Raw genomic sequence first — 18,990 nt, forward strand, 5'->3', positions numbered from 1 at the left:
CGTGATCTCACTATGCGCCGGTGGCCCGCGTTCGGAAAAGAGGGCCGGACCTCACGAAAGTTTCGAGACGGCGGCCCGGGCCGACACCGTCCAGCAGGCGGCGGTGTAGCGGACTTCCGCGCCCTGCACAAAGGGTTCGAAGGCGGGGCGGACCGCCTCGACGATGTCCGCCCGGGTCCGCTCGTCGGCATCGGGCAGGACGGTGCCCAGCGGGCCGAGCCGGCTGAAGTACGTGACGAGGTCCTCCTCGGGCAGGGTGCAGACCACGTCGACCGGCTGGAGGTCGATCCCGGCCCAGCCGCTCTCCGCCAGGACGCGATGGACCCGCTCCGGGTCCGCGAACGCGAACTGACCCGGATCGTCCGGCCGGCGCACGGGAAGCTCCGGCAGGAACGGGGCCGCGGCGCGTTCCGCCGTCGTCATGAACGGGTTCTCCTCGGCGCCCCGCCACACGACGCACCGCAGCCCGGCTCCGTCCCGCACCGTGCTCCGGAGATTGGCGAAGGCCCGCACGGGGTCACTGAAGAACATGACGCCGAAGCGCGAGACGACCGCGTCGAAGGCGGCCGGTTCGAACGCGTACTCCTGCGCGTCGGCCTGGACGAAGGACGCCGGTACACCCTCGCGTTCGGCGAGCGCCCGGGCCGCCTCGATCATCGGGCCGGAGATGTCGACACCGACGCAGTGACCGGCCCGGCGTGCGACGGCCCGGGTGAGGGCGCCGGTGCCGCAGCCGACGTCGAGCACACTCGCCGGGTGTTCGGCGGCCACGGCGTCGACGAGCAGCTCCTCGATGGGCCTGAACATCTCGTTCAGCACCTCCTGGAGGTCCACCCAGGCGTGGCCGGCGGGCCCGTTCCAGCGGGCGGCCTGCTCGTCGTAGGACCTGCGTGCGTCGTTCATCGTCGTTTCTCCCTCTGCTCGCCTTCGTCCCGCTTGTCTTGGACGGGACGGGATGACAGCGTTCTACTTCAAGTCGACTTGAGGTCAAGACAATGACAGAACTGGACATAGCGGAAGTGGCGCAGCGCGCCGGAGTCCCCGCTTCGACCCTGCGGTTCTACGAGGAGAAGGGGCTGATCGCCTCGACCGGCCGACGCGGCCTGCGGCGCCAGTACGACAGCGGCGTGCTGGAGCGGCTGGCGCTGATCGCGCTGGGGCGCACGGCCGGGTTCTCGCTCGACGAGATCGCGCGGATGTTCGCGCCGGACGGGCGGCCGCGGATCGACCGGCGGGTGCTGTCGGCGAAAGCGGAGGAACTGGACCGGAGGATCCGCGAACTGGGCGCCCTGCGTGATTCCCTGCGGCACGCCGCCGCGTGCCCAGCACCCAGCCATCTGGAGTGCCCCACCTTCCGCGGCCTGATCGACGCGGCGGCGTCGGGCGGTGTCGCGGCGCCGGGAAGGCGGCTCCCGGAACGCCGTTGACGGGCCGTCGGCGCTCTTGGTCCAAAACTGGGCCGTCCTTTGCCCGATTCCCGTCGCCGTGTGCCTAGCCTCGGCTGCGAACTCCGGGAGGCCGCCGTGCTGAAGACCGTGAAAGGCCAGGCCGCGGGTCTGACGAAGGACCAGCGCAATGCCTTCGTGGCCGCCTATCTCGGCTGGGCGATGGACGCGTTCGACTACTTCCTGGTCGTGCTCGTCTACAGCGAGATAGCCGACGACTTCCACGTCTCCCTCACCGACATGGCCTTCCTCACGACCGCGACCCTGGTGATGCGGCCGGTCGGCGCGCTCCTCTTCGGCATGTGGGCGGACCGCCGGGGCCGTCGCGTCCCCCTCATGGTCGACGTCGTCTTCTACTCGATCGTCGGCTTCGCTTGCGCCTTCGCGCCCAACTACACCGTGCTGCTGGTGCTGCGCCTGCTCTACGGCATCGGCATGGGTGGCGAATGGGGTCTGGGCGCGGCCCTGGCCATGGAGAAGATCCCCACCGAACGGCGCGGCTTCTGGTCGGGCCTGCTGCAGAGCGGCTACTCGCTGGGGTACCTCCTGGCCGCCGTGGCGTTCTTCGTCATCGAGCCCGTCTTCGGCTGGCGCGGCCTGTTCGCGTTCAGCCTGTTGCCCGCCCTGGTCGCGCTGTGGGTGCGCAGCAGGGTGGAGGAGAGCGAGGTGTGGGAGGAGAGCGTCGCGCTCAACCGCACCCCCGCGCACCAGGTGTTCAGGAACCCGGCGGTGCTGCGGCGCTTCGTCTACCTGGTCGCGCTGATGACCGCCTTCAACTGGATGTCGCACGGCACCCAGGACATCTACCCGACCTTCGTGAAGAAGGGCCTCGACCTGTCGGCGAACACGTCGATCGCGATCGCGGTGGTCTACAACATCGGTGCCATGATCGGCGGGGTGCTGCTCGGTGCGTACTCCGAGCGGCTGGGCCGCCGCCGCACCATCATGATCGCGGCAGCGGCGGGTCTGGTCGTGGTGCCGTTCTTCGTGCTGTCCACCACCGTCGGATGGCTGATGTTGTCGTCCTTCCTGATGCAGGTGTGCGTGCAGGGCGCGTGGGGCGTCATCCCGGCGCATCTGACCGAGATGAGCCCGGACGCCGTGCGGGGCTTCTACCCGGGCGTCACCTACCAGCTCGGCAACCTCATCGCCGCGCTCAATCTGCCGATCCAGGAGGCCCTCGCCGAGCGCCACGGGTACCCCTCGGCGATGGCGTGGACGATCGTGCCCACCCTGGCCGTGGTGATCCTGCTGAGCGCGCTCGGCAAGGAGGCCAAGGGGATCCGCTTCGGGAGCGGCTCGGCGACGGCGCCCAGTGGTGCGGCGGCCGGCACGGTGCAGCCCTGAGCGAAGGTGTGCAGACCTGCCATGAAGGGACCTGGTCCCCGGCCACGCCCCTCTCCCCGGCCCTCTCCTCGAACGACGGCCGTACCTGGCCGCTCCGCGCCGGGTGTGAAAAACGTTTCACACCCGGTCACGGTATACTTCCGGCGCTCATGTAGGCCATCGTCGTGCCTGGTCGCGCGGCCGCAACAGCGAGGGGGTGGACGCCGTTCCGGCACGCCCCGCCCGCATCCAGGACGTCGCCGCGGCCGCCGGTGTCTCGGTGTCGACGGTCTCGAACGTCCTCAACCGGCCCGAGCGCGTCACCGCCCGGACCGCCGAGCGCGTCCGCATCGCCGTCGCCGCGCTCGACTACGTCCCCCACCCCGGAGCCGCGGGTCTGCGCACCGGCCACTCCTTCGCGATCGGGCTCGTCCTGCCCGACGTCACCAACTCCTTCTACGCGCGCATCGCGCGAGGCGCCGCGGACGCGGCCTACGACCACGGTTACTCCCTCGTGCTGTGCCACAGCGGCGACGCCCCCGAACGGGAGCAGGGCTACTTCAGCATGCTCGTCGAGCAGCGGGCCGTCGGAGTCGTGGTCGTGCCGCTCAGCGCCGACCCCGGGCGGCTGGCCCGGCTGCGTGAGCGGGGCATCCCGCTCGTCCTGGCCGACCGCGCGATGACCGACCGGGAGGGCTGCTCCGCTTCCGTCGACGACATCGCCGGCGGCCGCATCGCCGTGCGGCACCTCCTCGACAGCGGGGCCCGCGACATCCTCGTCGTCAACGGCGAGCGCGGCATTCGCCAGTGCTCCGACCGCTACCAGGGCGCCCGGCAGGCCGTGCGCAGCCACCGCGGGGCCCGGCTCGGCCAGGTCGTCGCCGAGCGGATGACCGTCGCGTACGGCACGGAGATCGCCCGCGGGCTGACGGACCTGCCCGACGGGGTGTTCTGCACCAACGACTTCCTCGCCGCGGGCCTGTGCCGTGGCCTGGCCGAACGGGGCGTGCGCGTCCCCGAGGACGTGCAGGTCGTCGGCTACGGCGACCTCGACGTCGCGACCTTCGGGGCGACGACCCTGACGACGGTCCGCCAGCCGGTCGAGGACCTCGGCCGGGCGGCCGTGGAGATGCTGCTCGACGAGATCGACGCCCGCGCGGACCACCTCCACGAAACCCGCGTCTTCGCCCCGGGCCTCGTCCTGCGCGACTCCACCCGACCACCCGCCGACCACTGACCCCCGGCCGGAATCCGCAGCGTCACCGGCCCCCACAGCCCCGACGACAGCTGCGGCGCGAGCGCCCAGGCGGTCGGCGTGGCTTCCGCGAGGTACGGCGCCAGCGTGCCCCGGACCGTCACCTCCAGCCGGACGGTCCGCCCCGCGGCAGCGCGCAGCGGGAAACGGTACGGCGGACAGAACGCCTCACCGGCGAAGTCCCCGTCGACCGACACCTCCACACTGCCCCGCACCCGCCCCAGATCCAGCACCGGATCGGGCCCGGGCGGCACCTCCACCCACCGCGCGTACGCCACGCCCCCGCTCCAGCCGCCCAGCCCCACCTCACGCCAGTCACCCAGCGCCAGCGGCGCCGGCACGGTCCGCACCCGAACCGGCCCGCGCCACGCCGCGCCGGCCCGCAGCACGGCCGTGGGTTCGGTGACCACCTCGACCCGGGCAGGCGCGGCCAGCGGTTCACGGAGCGTCAGCCGACCACCGGCCACGGCCCGTTCCCTCCCGTCGCCGACCCGCACCCGCGCGGGCAGCGCCAACGGCAGCTCCAGCGACACCGTTCCCGGCGGAACGGTGAACCGGAAACGCTGCCGCGCCGCGCGCACGTCATCGGTGGACCGCGACGGCCATACGGCACCGCCGACCACCGGAGGGCCACCCAGCCACGCGGTCTCCGGAAGCGGGTGCGGCCGTACGGCCGCGTGGCAGTGCTGCAACTCGCCGCGCCGACAAGTGTCTTCCACGGTCCGGCCCCGCCACGCGCCCGTCTCTGCCTCCCAGCCGGCGCCACTGACCAGGGCCGTCACCCCCGAGGCCGACCGCGCCACCAGGTCGACGTACACGGCGTCCCGGGCATCGGCACTGTCGGCCACGATCTCCAGTGTGTGCTCGCCCGTCCCGAGTTCCGGCTCGTGACGGAAGAACATCGGCACGGCGCCCCAGTCCGCCTCGTAGTACTCCACCTTCTCCTGCCGTGCCACCACGGCCCCGTCGAGCAGCACCGTCACCGCCGAGGCCGCACCCACGACGAGCACCGCCCGCACCTCCCCGGCCGGGGCCAGGAGCTTCGCGCGATAGGCGACCCGGCCGTCGGGCCGCACCCCGTCCGGTGGGCGCATGAACCCCGGCCGTGGCCCGAGCCCGCCCGGCTCGGACAGGCAGAAGAAGCTGCCCAGCGGGGTGCCGGCGGCGGCCGAGATCTGCGAAGGCCGGTCCTGGGCGTCCGACAGTTCGTACTCGAGCACGTTCCGCTCCCGGCCCACGGTGACCGGGGCGGAGGCCAGGTAGCCGCCGCAGGAGCCCAGCGGCTGCCCGTTCCACCACACCCGCTTGACCGCCTCCGCGCCGACGTGCAGCTCGGCAGGCCCCCGATGGCCGGTCTGCACGATCGCCCGGACCCGCGCTGCCGTGCCGCCGCCCGGTACGGGGACATGAACGAACTCCTCGTTCACCAGCCCCTTGGTCCCCAGCAGGCCGCCCTGGTCGAGGACGCCCCGGCTCGACGAGTACACCCCGACGCCCCAGGCCGAGTCCGACGGCACCAGGGGCAGTTCACCGGCGAGGATCCGCTCCACGCACGCCGTGTCCAGCGGCTCGGGGGCCCGGCCGAGGGGCACCGGGGGCAGGACACGGACCCGGTTGCCGTAGGTGACCCGGGCGGGCTCCCACACCGCCCCCTCGGCCCAGTCCATGGTCCAGATCTGCGGCTCCGCCACGGACGTCCCCGGGGGCAGCGCGAGATCGCCCCATGTGTTGTCCATCGTCGGGACCAGCCGGCCGTGCCAGCCGGAGGAGAGGTCGAGCACCCGGGCCGCCGTGCCCTCCGTGCGGGGCGCCGGTGCCGCACGGCCCTCACGCCAGACGACCAACGCCGCCGGAGCACCCTCCAGAGGCACCTCGATGGCCGACAGGGCGCCGTCCTCCAGGACCGTGACGCGGGCGGGACGGCGCGAGCCGGTCGCCGGGTTCCAGACCTCGGCCTCCGCGACGCCGGCCCGGACGGTGAGAGACGAGGTGCGCATGGGCTCGGGTAGGGAGCCGGACGGTCGCAGGGGATGTGCGCCGATCTCCGGGAAGGACGCCGTGACCAGCGCCACCGCGTCGTTGCCCCTCCTCCGGACGAGCAGCGGCACCTCGCCCGTGGCGTATCCGGCCGCGTCGGCCACCGCCGCGGCGGCGGCCTCGGGGTCGCGCACCCGCTCCAGCCGGGGATGGGCCAGCAGCGCCGCCACGACCGAGTCGTCACCGGACCGGCCCGCCGCCGTCGCGGGCGCACGGCCCACGACCACCACCCGCCCTCCCGCGTCGAGCAGCCGGGCCAGCCCCCGCGCCGTCTCCTCCTCCAGCACGCTTGCCGAGGGCAGCAGCACCGCCTTGTACGCCAGGTCCCTGATCCGCAGGGCACCGTCGGCGGTCTCGGCGCACTGGACCGACTCGTCGTCGACGACGTCGAAGGAGATACCGTGCCGGTCCAGGGCCCCGGCGTGCGGCCGGAGCCAGTTGTTCGTGCCGCACAGGTTCAGGTAGTGCCGCTGCGTCTCGTCGGCGAGGGCATGGCCCTCGCCCAGCCGGCCGTCGCCGAAGTGCCGGACCGGCGCGTCCAGCGGCACGAGGGCCTGCATGGTGGCGGTGGGATACAGCACCGCCACGTCGGCCGCGTAGCCGCCCCACGACATGATCGAGCAGATCCGGGCCACGGCCCGGGAGAACGCCGGGTACTGCCTCCAGTAGGGCTGGCGCCAGTCGGTCGACGGCGGCGCCCACTCGAACCAGCCGCCCGCGGTGCCGAAGTAACTCGCGTGCGGGTTGTAGAGGTTGGCGCCGCTGCGCAGGAACGGCAGCAGCCAGTCGTAGGTGTCCTCCAGCGTGCCGCCCCAGCCGGAGGAATGGAACGCCTCGATCCAGACCCGCTCGTGGCCGTGGAGGTGGGCCATGGAGGAGTGCACCTTGGCGTCGCCGTGGTGGTCGCTGCCCGCGGCGCTGTACCAGCGGTGGGTGCGGAAGTAGTCGGTGTAGAGCTGCGTGGACTGGGCCGGGTACCCCGCGCGGGCGGGGTGGCTCTGGTCGCTGCCCAGCAGCAGACCGCGCTCGCGGTGCCAGGCTGCGAGCGGCCGGAACAGGGCCTCCTCGGTCAGCTCCGCGCGGACCGCGTAGTAGTCGGCGCGGATCTTCCCCTCCGGCACGCCGGAGCCGGTGCCGAACAGGGCCGGCAGGTGGTCGAGCAGGTCGTAGCCGCGCCGGGTGCGGAACTCCTCGGCGAAACGGTGGCTCCAGGCGTTGGTGCCGGGCAGTTCGTCCTGGAAGCTGCCCGCGACGACGGTGCCCAGGTACTCCGGTATCCGGCGGTCGTACTCGTGGTGGACGACGTCCATCAGCAGGCCCACGGCGTGTGGGTCCAGGTAGTCGAACGCCGTGGGGACGGCGGTGACGAGCCGCACCTCGCTTCCGTCCGGGGCCGTGACGGCCCCGGACGCGGCGAGATCGAGCCGACGGCCCCGCCTGGAGTAGGCGGCCAGCGGCGTCTCGGCATCCGCCAGGGCGACTGTGCCCCCGCAGACCCGCACGTCACGACAGCGCAGCGCGAGTCCGGCGGCCTCGGGATGACGCCGTGTCACACCGCCCTGCACATTCGCCCCGGAGAACCCGATCTGGTCGTAGAACCACAGCCGCGTGCCCAGCTCCGCCGCGATCTCGCAGGCGTCTGTGAAGCGCGCCCACCACTCCTCACCGAACCACACCGGATCGTCGGCCCTGGCCCCGAACGTCGGGCCGGCGGGGGCCAGGTTGATGACGACGAGGTTGTGGACGCCGCCCTCCGCGAACGCCCGCAACTGCCAGGCGAGTCGCTCGCGGGTGACCTTCGCACCCGACCACCACCACAGGGGAGTGGGGCCGAAGTCGCGGGGCGGGTCGTCGAACAGTCGCCGGAGCTCGGGGGAGATCACGGACGCGGTCCTTCCCCTAAAACGTTTTCAGACCACCTTCACGGTAGGTGAGCTGGAGCGGCCACGCCATATCCCCGCACGGGGTCCCGGAACTCGACGTCTCGTCAGCCATACGTGCGAGACACCTTGTTGCAACGTTTTTCTCGCCCTATATTCGCTGCGACCAGGCCCCCGGAACCGCGATGTCACCAGACGACGGAGTCGCATCATGGCCGGTACCCGCCCCATCCCCAGACCGCTCTGGAAGGCCGCCGCCCTGTCGGGCATGGCCTCCTACCTCGACGCCGGGCTGATCGTGAGCATCTCCGTCAACCTGGCCGTCTACCGCGACAGTTACGACATGGGCGTGTGGATGGCCGGGGCGATCAGCGCGATCGTCACCGGCTGCATCGCCGTCGGATCACTCGTCGGCGGACGGCTCGCCGACCTCTTCGGCCGCCGCCGCGTCTACAACTGGGACATCTTCTGCTTCGCGATCGGCGCCCTCGTCATCACCTTCGCGCCGGACGACATCACCCTGCTGGCCGGTGTGCTCGTCGCGGGGCTCGCGGCCGGCGCCGACCTGCCGACCTCCCTGGCCGTCGTCTCGGACGCGGCGCCCTCCTGGGCCCGGGGGAGACTGGTGGCGTTCACCCAGGTCATGTGGATGCTGGGCATCACCGTCGCCATCTTCCTCGGTTTCGCCCTGTCCACCACGGGCATGACCGGGGCCCGGCTCATCACCGGGCAACTGGCCCTCGCCGCACTCGTCACCTGGGCCATGAGGTCCCGGCTGAAGCCGGCCGACGCGCCGTCGGAGAAAGACACCGGCACCGTCCCGGAGAGCATCTCCCTGAAGGGCGTGTGGACCCGCGCCGCGATGCTGCCGATGGCCGCGACCTTCGTCTTCTACGTGACCTGGGGCCTCGGGGCCAACACCTTCGGCCAGTTCGGCACCTATCTGCTCGTCACCGTCAGCGACGCCTCGCAGAGCCTCGCCACCGGGATCAACCTGGCCTTCATCCCGATCGGCGTGCTGCTCACCTTCGCCTTCGTGCGCGTCGCCGACAGCCCCTGGCGCGACCGGCTGTTCCACGTGGCCGCGGTGGTGCAGATCCTCGCGTTCGTCATCGCGTCCCTGACCGCGGGCGCCCTCGCCGGCATGCTCGTCTTCTACGTGCTCTACCAGCTCTCCAACCCCTTCGCCGGGGAGGCCAACTACAAGGTGTGGTCGCAGCTCACGCTGCCCGCGGACACCCGCGGCACCACCCAGGGCCTGACCTACGCCCTGTCCCGGGGCGTCTTCGCGGTCGCCGCGTTCTTCACCCCGGCCCTGGCCGACCACAGCCCCTCCGTCCTGCTCTGGACGATCACCGCCTGCATGACGGCGGCGGCGTTCACGGGCGTGTTCATCATCCGCGTCCTGGTCCCGCGTTCCGCGAGCACCGTGCCGGACCGAGCCGGCCTGCGCGTGCCCAGCACCTGAGCCGCAGCACCCCGACAAGGAGCAGGCGCCGGACCGAGCCGGCCTGCGAGTGCCCAGCACCTGAGCCGCAGCACCCCGACAAGGAGCACCGACCATGGCAACGACCGCGGACCGCACGGCCGTACGGACCGCCGACCTCGACGACCTGCTCCCGCCGGTCACCCGGCGCCGTACCCGGATCGGGCTGGTCGCGGGCGGACTGGGCACCTACTGGCCGCAGTTCCCAGGGCTCCTGCCGCAGCTCAAGGAGTCGGCCGCCCATGTCGCCGAGCGCTTCCGGGAGATGGACGCGGAGGTGACCGACGCCGGGTTCGTCTCCGACGCCCAGGAAGGCGCCCGCGCCGCCGAGGAGTTGCGCAGGGCCGACTGCGATCTGATCGTGCTGTTCCTGACGACCTACCTCACCTCGTCGATGGTCCTGCCGATCGCCCAGCGCTCGCACACACCCGTGCTGGTCATCGACCTCCAGCCGTCCGAGAGGATGGACCACGCCGCCTTCGACACCGGGGCATGGCTGGCCTACTGCGGGCAGTGCCCCGTCCCCGAGGTCGGCAACGTCTTCCGGCGCGCCGGCATCCCCTTCCGGTCGGTGTCGGGCTGGCTGCGCCAGGAGTCCGCCTGGCGGCGCATCGAGCAGTGGATCCGGGCCGCGCACGTCCGGGCCGCGCTCCGGCACGCCCGGCACGGCCTCATGGGGCACGTGTACCCCGGCATGCTCGACGTGCAGACCGATCCGACACTGCTCGCCACGACGTTCGGCTCGCATGTGGAGGTCCTGGAGTTCGACGACCTGCGGCACCGGGTGGAACGGGTGACCGAGGCGGAGACCCGGGAGCGGATGGCTCTCGCCCGGCAGATCTTCACCCTCGACGAGAGCGTGGTGGAGGAGGACTTCGCCTGGGGCGCGACCGTGTCCGTCGCCCTGGACCGGCTGGTCGCCGACTTCGAACTCGACAGCCTCGCCTACTACCACCGCGGACTCGACGGCGAGCTGCACGAGCGGCTCGGCGCGGGCATGATCCTAGGCGCCTCGCTGCTCACCGCCCGGGGCGTGCCCGCGGCCGGCGAGTACGAACTGCGCACGTCCGTGGCCCAGTTGGCGTCCGAGAGCATCGGCGCCGGAGGCTCCTTCACCGAGATCCAGGCGCTGAACTTCGAGGACGGCGTGGTGGAGATGGGGCATGACGGCCCCGCCCACCTCGCGGTCGGCGCCCGCGACCCGCTGCTGCGCGGGCTCGGCGTCTACCACGGCAAACGCGGCTGGGGCGTGAGCGTCGAATTCGACGTCCGGCACGGGCCCGTCACCCTGCTCGGCCTCGGCCAGGACGCCGACGGCAGTCTGTCCTTCGTCACCTCCGAGGGCACCGTCGTACCGGGACCGCTGCTGGAGATCGGCAACACCACCAGCCGCGTCGACTTCGGCCGGGACCCCGGTGAATGGGTCGACGCCTGGAGCGCCACGGGCGTCGGCCACCACTGGTCCCTCGCGGTGGGGAGCCACACGGCCGACTTCCGGGCGGCAGCGAGCCTGCTGGGCATCGACCACCGGCAGGTCTGACAGTCCCGGGGCCGGGCGGCTCCGGCACCGAGCGCAACGCCCGGCGGACCCGCCTCTGCTGCCATGAACCTGTTCGTCGTGGACGAAGGCCGGGCCGGAGAACCGCCGGGACCACAATGGGTGAGGACATCGGCCGGGCGACCTCCCGTTCAGCCGACCGCGGCTGCACAACACCGGCCCGGACGCAGGAGAGTGGGAGCTTTCCGCTCGACGGTGCTCCGTCCCAGGGCTGTGAAAACGGCAAAGACCGGCAAGGGCGGGCACGGGCGGCACGAACGACGCGGCCGGCACGGAGACGGTGCGAACGGGGTGGGTGCCGTCACCACCCGGAGATGGGTGCCGTCACCGATGGTGACGCCACCGGTGCCCGTGTGAGGCTGGCAGCACCGCCCGGGCCGACGCGCCGACGGTCATGGCCGCGCCCCGGGTTGCGCCCACGGGCGCACGACGCTGTCCGTCACAGCCCCCTGAAGGAGGAGCCCCTATCCATCCCCGCTCGGTGAAACGATCCGCCTGCGCGCCCACGAAGGTGGTGATCCGTGGGACACGCTGACAGCCTTCTCGCCATGGGCGGAGCCTTCCTGGCCGCCGCCCTCCTCGCCCGCCTCGGCGGCAGAATCGGGCTCCCCACGATCCCGTTGTTCATGCTCGCGGGCATCCTGCTCGGCCCCCACACCCCCGGCCTGGTCATCGTCCAGGACGCCCACGACTTCGAGATGCTCTCCGCACTCGGACTGGTGCTGCTGCTGTTCTACCTCGGCCTGGAGTTCCACCTCGACGACCTCAGGAGCGGCGGCCGGCGCCTGCTGACGGCGGGCGGGATCTACCTGCTGCTCAACGTCGGCGCGGGGCTGGGATTCGGCTTCGCCCTGGGCTGGGGCGTGCGCGAGGCACTGGTCCTCGCCGGTGTCCTCGGGATCTCCTCGTCCGCCATCGTCACCAAGATCCTCATCGACCTCGGGCGCATCGGCCGCCCGGAGACGCGCCTCATCCTGGGCGTCATCGTGGTGGAGGACATCTTCCTCGCGCTGTACCTGGCCGCCCTCCAGCCCGTCATCAGCGGCGCCGAGGGCGTCGGCGACATGGTTCTGCAGGGCGCCAAGGCCTTCGGCTTCCTGCTGCTGCTGGCCGCGGCGGCCCGCTACGGCACCAAACCGGTGGGGCGGCTCATCGCGACCCGCGACAACGAACTGCTCGTCATCAGCTTCCTCGGCGCGGCCGTCCTCGTGGCGGGATTCGCCGAGGTCCTCGGAGTCGCCGACGCCATCGGCGCGTTCATGGTCGGTTTGATCCTGGCCGGCACCCCCTCCGGCCCGCGCATCCGGGACCTCGTGCATCCGCTGCGCGACGCCTTCGCGGCCATCTTCTTCTTCGCCTTCGGACTCTCCATCGACCCCGGTGACATCGTCTCCGTGGTCGGACCGGTCGCCGCGGCGGCCGCGCTCACCCTCGTGATGAACGTCGCGGCCGGTCTCCTCGTCGCCCGCGTGTACCGCTACGGCCTCGATCCCGCCGCCGAGATCGCCACCACCCTCGTGGCCCGCGGGGAGTTCGCACTGATCCTGGCCGCCATGGCCGCCGGTGCCGGCCTCGACGCCCGGCTCGCCCCGTTCATCGCGGGGTACGTCCTCGTCCTCGCGGTCCTCGGCCCCATCGCCGCCGGACGCGCACATCTGCTGGCCCGCGCGCTCCGGGCCGGGCAGGGCTTCCTGCCCCGCCGCACGGCCCCGGCGTACGACGTCGAGCCCGCGGGCGACGGCACACCGTCCGCGCCTCAGCCCGCCGAGGCCGAGCGCCAGGTGTATTGACCCGCACCAGGCGACGTTCGCTCCGTCGCGACGCCCGGCACTTCCCCGGCCTTCGGCCGGGGGCCCCGGAGCACACACCGGACGCCGCTCCTTGACGGGCGCACGTTGCCTGTCGCGGCACTGGCGGGCGACCGGTCGCGGACGCGCTCAGGGTTCGATCAGCCCGACGCGGATGGCGTAGCGGGTCAGTTCCAGACGGTCCTTCAGGCCGAGCTTCTGCAGCAGGTTCGCGCGGTGCCGCTCCACCGTCTTGGGGCTGATGACCAGCAGGTCCGCGATCTGCTGCGAGGTGTGGCCCTCGGCGACGAGCTTGAGGATCTCCTCCTCACGGTCGGTGAGGGCCCGGGAAGCCCCCGCGCCGCCCTCCCGGACCCGCTCGAGATGGTCGCGGATCAGCGCGTCGACCGCACCGGGATACAGGAACGGCTCGCCCCGCATCGTCGCCCGGCACGCCTCGACCAGGTCCCGGTCCGCGACGGACTTGAGGACGTAGCCCGAGGCCCCGGCACCGAGTGCCTCGAAGAAGTACTGCTCGTTGTCGTACATGGTCAGCATCAGGATCCGCGTCCGCGGGCAGGTCCGGGACAGTTCCCGGGCGGCCTGGAGCCCCGTCAGGCGCGGCATGGCGATGTCGAGGACGGCCAGGTCGGGCCGGTGCTCCCGGGCCCGGGCGACGGCCTCGGCGCCGTCGTCGGCCTCCGCGATCACGGTGAGGTCGGGCTCGGCGTCCAGGATGAGCCGGACACCGCGCCGCACCAGGGCGTGGTCGTCGGCGAGCAGGATGCGGGTGGGGGAGTCGCTCATGGTCGGCCGTTCCGGTCGGGATCGGGTACGAGGGCGGGACGGGACGGTGAGGCGGGCCCCGGCGGATCGAGGCGAGTCCGGCCGTCGGCAGGAAGATCCGCCGGGACAAGGGCGCCGCGCCCCCTCGCCGAGACCTCACCCCCCAGGGTCTGCGCTGCCCGGCCCCGCCGCCATCCGTGACAGCACCCATCCCCGGACCGAACACCCGGCTTTCGGACCGGCGTTCGTGGGGGGCTGCCACCGGGAAGGATGAGGGTGGGGCCCGATGGTGGAAGCCGCTGGAGGGGGGAGAAGCTGAAGCCCGGGTGAGACAGCCGTGGCACGCCGCACCACCCCGAAGACGGCCTGTCTCCCTCCGCGCCGTCACAGGGCCCGACACCCCAGGACTTGTCATGGCCTCGGCCGTGCCCTGCCTCGAAGCGCTCGGGTTCCGGGAAGGAGAAGCCGTGCCCCAGTCCGAAGACCACGCCCTGGTCGCTCTCGAAGCACGACTCGAGCGAGAGGACCCCCGGTTCACCCGGGCCATGAGATCAGGCCGCCCCGCCCGGCCCCGCGAGTACCGGCGGACCGGAGCCTGGTGGGGGCTGGCGTTCGGCGTCGCCGTGCTGGGCTCCGGCATCGCCCTGGCCCAGGGCCTGCTCATCGCGGGCGGGCTGGTCCTCGTCGGCATGGCGGCCCAGCGGGCGGACCCGGACCCGGCCCGTATGACCCACCGGGGGTTCGGACGCCGCTGACGGGAGCGCACATCGAGAACCTTGGGGGGCGACGGGAGCACGTCGGGGTATGCCGCCGTCGGAGTGTTGTTGTAACCCGTGTGATCGCCCCGGATGGTGGGACGGACCGGCATGACTGACGGTGGTTCACGTCGAGACCGGGTCTCGTGAGCTGGCGAGGCGTCAGCTGCCCGGACCGCGACGGAAGGACTCACCGATGCGCTCTGCCCGCATGCTGCTCGCGACGGCCACGGCAACGGCCGCCCTCGCGATCGCCGCACCCGCCGCCTACGCCGAGGCGATGGGTGACGGGGACCACGACACCTCCTCTTCCTACAGCAAGGAGCACCACAAGGACGGCAACCACGACGGGCCGCGCGGCGGCATGCACACGGGCGGCGGAGCGCTGTCCGCCGTGACCGCCGACGACTGGGACGGCTCCGGGCACGACAAGGACTCCGACGCCGCCAAGGGCGACGAAGGGGGCAAGCACGAGGAGCACGGCAAGGAGCACGGGCACGAGAAGGGGGACTGGGAGGGCAAGCACGACGAGCACGGCAAGCCGCACGGCGGCGTGCACACCGGCGGCGGAGCGCTGGCCGCGGTGAACTCGGACGACTGGGGCAACCCCAAGCACGACCCGGACACGTACAAGGACGAGGACGACTGGGGCGACAGGCAGGAAGAGGACGGCTACGGCGACAAGGGCGACTGGGGCGACAAGGAGGAGAAGGGCGACTGGGGCGACAAGCACGAGAAGGGCTCCTGGGAGGGCAAGCACGACAAGCCGCGCGGTGGCATGCACACCGGTGGCGGCGGGCTCGCCTCCGCGCCGGGTGTGACCGCCGGTGGGCTGGCCGCGCTGGCGGTCGCCGGTACCGGCATGTACGCGCTGCGCCGCCGGAAGGCCGCGCAGGGCGTATGACCGATGCCTGACGTCATAGCCGCCGTGGCCGCCGCACGTGCCTGTCACGTCGCGGCGGCCCGGCTCGTCCCCCCGCGTGTCGTGCCCGCTGCCGTGCCCGAATGAGGTGGTCCCTGATGGCAGCCCCTCCCCCCGCTCTTTCCGACCTCGGCCCCGCGCCGTCGAAGCGGCGGTTGCGCGCCGTCGTGACGGTGGTCTGGTCGGTGGCCGCCCTCGTGCTGACCGTGAACCTGTTCGGCGGCAGCGGTGAGTCGCCCGACGACGCCGGCCCGCCGCACGCACCGCCCGCCGTGGCCGCCCCCTCGGCCGTTCCCGACCTGCCCGACACGCCCGTGTCCACGGCGCCGGACCGGTCCGACGGCCCGCACCTGCCGCGGTCCCGACCGGTCCGTCTGCTCATCCCCAAGATCTCGGTCGACGCGCCTTTCACCGGCCTCGCCATCAACGACCTCGGCCAGCTGGAGCCCCCGCCGCCGAACGACATCAACCTCGTCGGCTGGTACGCCAAGGGCCACACGCCCGGAGAGGCCGGCACCGCGATCATCGCCGGGCACGTGGACACGGCGACCTCACCGGCCGTGTTCGCCGGGCTCGGCGAGCTGAAGAAGGGCGACCGGTTCCAGGTCGTGCGGGCCGACGGCAGCAGGGCGACCTTCGCCGTGGACGCCGCACAGTCGTTCGAGAAGGACGACTTCCCCAGCGAGCGCGTGTACGGCGACACCCCGAGAGCCCAGGTCCGGCTCATCACGTGCTCGGGTTCCTACGACCGCCAGGCCCGGGACTACACCGAGAACCTGGTCGTCTTCGCCCATCTCGTCTGACTTCCGGGACTCCGGCCTGACTTGGTGTTTTACAGTGGCAGCCACCAGTTCAGGCGACTGTGGGACCTGTGAGGGATTCGCTAACCATGACGACCGAAACGTTTGAGTTCCAGGTAGAGGCACGTCAGCTGCTCCAGCTGATGATCCACTCGGTCTACTCGAACAAGGATGTCTTCCTGCGGGAGCTCGTCTCCAACGCCTCCGACGCGCTCGACAAGCTGCGTCTGGAGAAGCTGCGGGACGACTCCCTCGACGCCGATGTGTCGGACCTGCACATCGAGCTCGACGTCGACAAGGAGGCCCGCACCCTCACGGTGCGGGACAACGGCATCGGCATGTCGTACGACGAGGTCGGGCAGCTCATCGGCACCATCGCCAACTCGGGGACGGCCACGTTCCTCAAGGAGCTGAAGGAGGCCAAGGACGCGGGCGGGGCCGAGGGGCTCATCGGCCAGTTCGGTGTCGGCTTCTACTCCGGCTTCATGGCGGCCGACGAGGTCACGCTGGTGACCCGCCGCGCCGGCGAGAGCCAGGGGACCCGCTGGACGTCGCGCGGCGAGGCCACGTACACCCTGGAGAGGGTCGACGACGCGCCGCAGGGCACGTCCGTGACGCTCCACCTCAAGCCCGCCGACCCCGAGAACCAGCTGCACGACTACACCTCCGCGTGGACGATCCGGGAGATCGTCAAGCGCTACTCGGACTTCATCACCTGGCCGATCCGGATGGTCCCGGAGGCGAAGGACGGGGAGGACGCGCCCGAGCCCGAGACGCTCAACTCCATGAAGGCCCTGTGGGCGCGCTCGCGCGACGAGGTCTCCGACGACGAGTACCACGAGCTGTACAAGCACATCAGCCACGACTGGCGCGAGCCGCTGGAGACGATCCGGCTCCAGGCCGAGGGCACCTTCGAGTACCAGGCCCTGCTCTTCGTCCCCTCGCACGCCCCGCACGACCTGTTCACGCGGGACTTCAAGCGAGGCGTCCAGCTCTACGTGAAGCGCGTCTTCATCATGGACGACTGCGAGGCGCTGCTGCCGCCCTACCTCCGCTTCGTCAAGGGCGTCGTCGACGCGCAGGACCTCTCGCTCAACGTCTCCCGCGAGATCCTCCAGCAGGACCGGCACATCCGGATGATGCAGCGCCGGCTGACCAAGAAGGTGCTGTCCACGGTCAAGGAGATCAAGACCAAGGACGCCGAGCGCTACGCGACGTTCTGGCGGGAGTTCGGCACCGCCCTGAAGGAGGGCCTGGTCACCGACTCCGAGAACCGCGACGCCATCCTCGCCGTCTCCTCGTTCGCGACCACGCACTCCGACGACGAGCCGACCACGCTCGCGCAGTACGTGGAGCGCATGAAGGACGGCCAGGACGCCATCTGGTTCATCACCGGAGAGTCCCGGCAGAGCATCGAGAACTCCCCGCACATGGAGGCGTTCCGGGACAAGGGCATCGAGGTCCTGCTGCTCACCGACGCCGTCGACGAGGTCTGGGTCGACGCCGTCGGCGAGTACGAGGGCAAGAAGCTGCGGTCCGTCGCCAAGGGCGAGATCGACCTCGACGCCGAGGACGAGGAGAAGGCCGGCGAGGAGCGGGAGAAGCAGGCCGAGGAGTACGCCGGGCTGCTCGGCTGGATGCGGGAGCGGCTCGACGAGGACATCAAGGAGGTCCGCCTCTCCACCCGGCTCACGGTCTCTCCGGCCTGCATCGTCTCCGACGCGCACGACCTGACCCCGGCCCTGGAGAACATGTACCGGGCGATGGGCCAGGAGGTGCCGCGCACCAAGCGGATCCTGGAGCTCAACCCCGGCCACGCGCTGGTGAAGGGCCTGCACCAGGCGTATCAGGCGAGCGAGGACCGTGCGGAGCTCGCCGAGTCCGCCGAGCTGCTGCACACCCTGGCGGTGCTCGCCGAGGGCGGTCAGCCCAAGGACCCGGCGCGCTTCGTCAGGCTCGTGGCGGACCGCCTGGAGCGCACGCTGTAGTCAGCGCAAGGATCAGGGGTGGTCCGGGGCGCCCGCCGCCCGGGTGCCGGGCGGGGTCGTGCCGGTGCCCGGCGGGACGATCTCGCCCTGGACCACCCGCGGCGCGGGGGCCGTCCCGGCCTCCTCGTCCTTCGCCGCGCGTGCCTCGGCCTTGAGGATGCGGGCCGCCTTCCCGGCCGAGCGGGTCAGCTCGGGGAGCTTCTTCATCCCGATGACGGCTATGACGACGATGAGAATGATCGCGAGCTCGCTCAGTCCGAACATGGTGTCCTGTCCTCTCTCGCCCGGGCCGGGCACGGCGTGAGCGTATCGGGCGGGGAGCACGGCGTGACCGCCGTCTCGGGATACGGCACCAGGTGCCGGTGCAGGTGGGGCAGTATCCCGCGGTCGAGCAGCTCCTGCCGCCAGACCAGCCGGGCGTGCTCCACCTGGTCGGCGGCCGGGGGCGCACCGCGCCGGCGCAGGGCCGTGTGCAGCAGTGCGGTCAGGGCGGCGAGGCCGGTCAGGGCTGCCACGAGCGCCAGGGTCCAGCCGGCCGCCACGAGCGATCCGGGCAGGGGGCCGAGGGCGTCGGCGATGTGGAGCAGGCCGCCGATCAGCAGCAGCGCCGCGGCGGAGGTGCCGGCCACGAGCGGGGTGAGCACCGCGAGGGCCGGCAGCAGCTCGCCCCCGCCGAGCGGGTGTCGGGCCTCGTGCCGGGCTGCCCGGCGCACGGCGAGGTAGGAGCGGTAGGGCTGCTCGGCCGCCGCCGCGATGGCGTCGGCGTGGGCGAGCGCGTGGGCGCGCAGGTGCGCTGCCGCCCGGCCGGTCGGGTCGGCGCCCAGGGCGTCACGGATGTCCGCGGTGCCCAGCGCGTGGTGCAGTACGGCTTCGAAGTCCGCGCGGTCGTCCGGGCGGAGGCGGGACAGGTCGGCCACAGGGTCTCCCGGTCGGTTGGTGATGCGGCCGCCGGGCCCGGCCACACG

Annotated in this window: 14 protein-coding genes and 1 pseudogene; 10 read left to right on the plus strand and 5 right to left on the minus strand. The window is 72.1% G+C overall.

Going from position 1 to position 18,990, the window contains the following annotated elements; genetic code table 11:
• Positions 1–51: 51 nt before the first annotated feature.
• Positions 52–903 (minus strand): class I SAM-dependent methyltransferase, encoded by an 852-nt coding sequence (locus FDO69_RS32210; protein ID WP_104785180.1) that lies wholly within the window; start codon positions 901–903, stop codon positions 52–54.
• A 92-nt stretch (positions 904–995) separates the two neighbouring features.
• On the opposite strand from FDO69_RS32210, the gene FDO69_RS32215 reads away from it, so the two are divergent.
• The 3 genes and pseudogenes from FDO69_RS32215 to FDO69_RS32225 form a co-directional block, all read left to right on the plus strand.
• Positions 996–1,427 carry a helix-turn-helix domain-containing protein gene (locus FDO69_RS32215; protein WP_104785183.1) on the plus strand — a complete coding sequence of 144 codons (432 nt, stop codon included), beginning with the start codon at positions 996–998 and terminating at the stop codon, positions 1,425–1,427.
• Between the two features lie 96 nt (positions 1,428–1,523).
• Entirely contained in the window at positions 1,524–2,792 is a 1,269-nt protein-coding gene (locus FDO69_RS32220; RefSeq protein WP_104785186.1) for an MFS transporter, read from the plus strand.
• A 259-nt stretch (positions 2,793–3,051) separates the two neighbouring features.
• Positions 3,052–3,927 (plus strand): annotated as a pseudogene (locus FDO69_RS32225) (LacI family DNA-binding transcriptional regulator); the annotation flags it as partial.
• Here FDO69_RS32225 and FDO69_RS32230 read toward each other — a convergent pair.
• The gene (locus FDO69_RS32230; protein WP_420878559.1) at positions 3,810–7,946 is read right to left on the minus strand and encodes a glycosyl hydrolase; all 4,137 of its coding nucleotides are present in this window, start codon (positions 7,944–7,946) and stop codon (positions 3,810–3,812) included. The pseudogene FDO69_RS32225 and the gene FDO69_RS32230 overlap by 118 nt on opposite strands.
• 208 nt (positions 7,947–8,154) lie before the next feature.
• Here FDO69_RS32230 and FDO69_RS32235 point away from each other — a divergent pair, with 208 nt between their 5' ends.
• From FDO69_RS32235 to FDO69_RS32245, 3 genes are all read left to right on the plus strand, one after another.
• Complete coding sequence (locus FDO69_RS32235; protein WP_104785192.1) at positions 8,155–9,411, plus strand: MFS transporter; 1,257 nt, start codon at positions 8,155–8,157, stop codon at positions 9,409–9,411.
• Positions 9,412–9,505: 94 nt separating this feature from the next.
• Positions 9,506–10,969: an L-fucose/L-arabinose isomerase family protein gene (locus tag FDO69_RS32240; RefSeq protein ID WP_104785195.1), complete on the plus strand. Its 1,464-nt coding sequence runs from the start codon at positions 9,506–9,508 to the stop codon at positions 10,967–10,969.
• A gap of 539 nt (positions 10,970–11,508) precedes the next feature.
• A complete protein-coding gene (locus tag FDO69_RS32245; RefSeq protein WP_104785198.1) occupies positions 11,509–12,777 on the plus strand; it encodes a cation:proton antiporter in 1,269 nt (422 codons plus the stop codon).
• A 147-nt stretch (positions 12,778–12,924) separates the two neighbouring features.
• On the opposite strand, the gene FDO69_RS32250 is transcribed toward FDO69_RS32245, so the two are convergent.
• Positions 12,925–13,581 (minus strand): response regulator, encoded by a 657-nt coding sequence (locus tag FDO69_RS32250; RefSeq protein WP_104785201.1) that lies wholly within the window; start codon positions 13,579–13,581, stop codon positions 12,925–12,927.
• Positions 13,582–14,027: 446 nt separating this feature from the next.
• Here FDO69_RS32250 and FDO69_RS32255 point away from each other — a divergent pair, with 446 nt between their 5' ends.
• The 4 genes from FDO69_RS32255 to htpG all read left to right on the plus strand — a co-directional run bounded on the left by FDO69_RS32255 (position 14,028) and on the right by htpG (position 18,025).
• A complete protein-coding gene (locus tag FDO69_RS32255) occupies positions 14,028–14,315 on the plus strand; it encodes a DUF3040 domain-containing protein (protein ID WP_104785451.1) in 288 nt (95 codons plus the stop codon).
• A 196-nt stretch (positions 14,316–14,511) separates the two neighbouring features.
• Positions 14,512–15,219, plus strand: coding sequence for a hypothetical protein (locus FDO69_RS32260; RefSeq protein ID WP_104785204.1), 708 nt, complete (start codon positions 14,512–14,514; stop codon positions 15,217–15,219).
• Positions 15,220–15,335: 116 nt separating this feature from the next.
• Positions 15,336–16,040 carry a class F sortase gene (locus tag FDO69_RS32265; protein ID WP_104785207.1) on the plus strand — a complete coding sequence of 235 codons (705 nt, stop codon included), beginning with the start codon at positions 15,336–15,338 and terminating at the stop codon, positions 16,038–16,040.
• A gap of 86 nt (positions 16,041–16,126) precedes the next feature.
• The gene (gene htpG / locus FDO69_RS32270; protein ID WP_104785210.1) at positions 16,127–18,025 is read left to right on the plus strand and encodes a molecular chaperone HtpG; all 1,899 of its coding nucleotides are present in this window, start codon (positions 16,127–16,129) and stop codon (positions 18,023–18,025) included.
• Positions 18,026–18,037: 12 nt separating this feature from the next.
• Here htpG and FDO69_RS32275 read toward each other — a convergent pair whose 3' ends face one another.
• Both FDO69_RS32275 and FDO69_RS32280 read right to left on the minus strand, forming a co-directional pair.
• The gene (locus FDO69_RS32275; protein WP_104785213.1) at positions 18,038–18,289 is read right to left on the minus strand and encodes a twin-arginine translocase TatA/TatE family subunit; all 252 of its coding nucleotides are present in this window, start codon (positions 18,287–18,289) and stop codon (positions 18,038–18,040) included.
• Complete coding sequence (locus FDO69_RS32280; RefSeq protein ID WP_104785215.1) at positions 18,277–18,942, minus strand: hypothetical protein; 666 nt, start codon at positions 18,940–18,942, stop codon at positions 18,277–18,279. Before FDO69_RS32280 ends, FDO69_RS32275 begins: the two co-directional genes overlap by 13 nt.
• Positions 18,943–18,990: the final 48 nt, after the last annotated feature.

The organism is Streptomyces tibetensis (assembly GCF_007655005.1).
In the GTDB taxonomy this organism is placed as follows: Bacteria; Actinomycetota; Actinomycetes; order Streptomycetales; family Streptomycetaceae; genus Streptomyces; species Streptomyces tibetensis.

Bases quoted from the DNA above. Each gene is read 5' to 3' on its own strand.
- FDO69_RS32260 (WP_104785204.1), top strand. From the start codon at position 14,512: ATGCGCTCTGCCCGCATGCTGCTCGCGACGGCCACGGCAACGGCCGCC.
- FDO69_RS32265 (WP_104785207.1), top strand. From the start codon at position 15,336: ATGGCAGCCCCTCCCCCCGCTCTTTCCGACCTCGGCCCCGCGCCGTCG.
- FDO69_RS32275 (WP_104785213.1), bottom strand. From the start codon at position 18,289: ATGTTCGGACTGAGCGAGCTCGCGATCATTCTCATCGTCGTCATAGCC.
- FDO69_RS32210 (WP_104785180.1), bottom strand. From the start codon at position 903: ATGAACGACGCACGCAGGTCCTACGACGAGCAGGCCGCCCGCTGGAAC.
- FDO69_RS32240 (WP_104785195.1), top strand. From the start codon at position 9,506: ATGGCAACGACCGCGGACCGCACGGCCGTACGGACCGCCGACCTCGAC.
- FDO69_RS32250 (WP_104785201.1), bottom strand. From the start codon at position 13,581: ATGAGCGACTCCCCCACCCGCATCCTGCTCGCCGACGACCACGCCCTG.
- FDO69_RS32235 (WP_104785192.1), top strand. From the start codon at position 8,155: ATGGCCGGTACCCGCCCCATCCCCAGACCGCTCTGGAAGGCCGCCGCC.
- FDO69_RS32215 (WP_104785183.1), top strand. From the start codon at position 996: ATGACAGAACTGGACATAGCGGAAGTGGCGCAGCGCGCCGGAGTCCCC.
- htpG (WP_104785210.1), top strand. From the start codon at position 16,127: ATGACGACCGAAACGTTTGAGTTCCAGGTAGAGGCACGTCAGCTGCTC.